General features: G+C 69.1%; 1 protein-coding gene. It reads right to left on the bottom strand.

From position 1 onward, the window contains the following. The coding region (locus EN742_RS37220; RefSeq protein ID WP_245492506.1) for an FGGY-family carbohydrate kinase at window positions 1-488 on the bottom strand (488 nt) is incomplete at both ends.

Raw genomic sequence — 488 nt, 5'->3', positions numbered from 1 at the left:
GCTTCCTGCCGCCCTGCTGCATGGCGACGCAGGCCGCGTTGAGATCCGGGTAGAGCCCGGCGGCGGTGGCAGCCACCATGCCGGTGCCGAGCAAGACCGCCTCGTCGGCCAGCGGCTCGATGACCGTGCAGCCGGTCGCGTCGGCGTAGAGCTCCATCAGCAGCGGGTTCTTGGTGTGGCCACCGGTAACGTGCAGAGTGTCGATCAGGTAGCCGTTCTCGTTCAGCGCCTCCAGCACGTGACGCACGCCGAGCGCGATGCCGACGGCGGTGCGCCAGTAGAGCTTGCACAGGCTGTCGAAGGAAGAGTCGAGCGTCAGCCCGCTGACGACACCGACGGCGTGCGGGTCGGCCAGCGGCGAGCGGTTGCCATGGAAATCCGGCAGCACGTGCAGTCTCGCCGCCAATGCCTCGCCCTCGGCGGCGCGCAGTTCGGCGACTCGGCTGGCGATCTTCGCATGCATCGCTGTATTCGGCTCGCCACCGGCG

Source organism: Mesorhizobium sp. M4A.F.Ca.ET.020.02.1.1 (assembly GCF_004022645.1).
Classification (GTDB): domain Bacteria; phylum Pseudomonadota; class Alphaproteobacteria; order Rhizobiales; family Rhizobiaceae; genus Mesorhizobium.
Note: the sequence above shows the minus strand (reverse complement) of the source record. Positions and strands in the feature narration are given on the sequence as shown.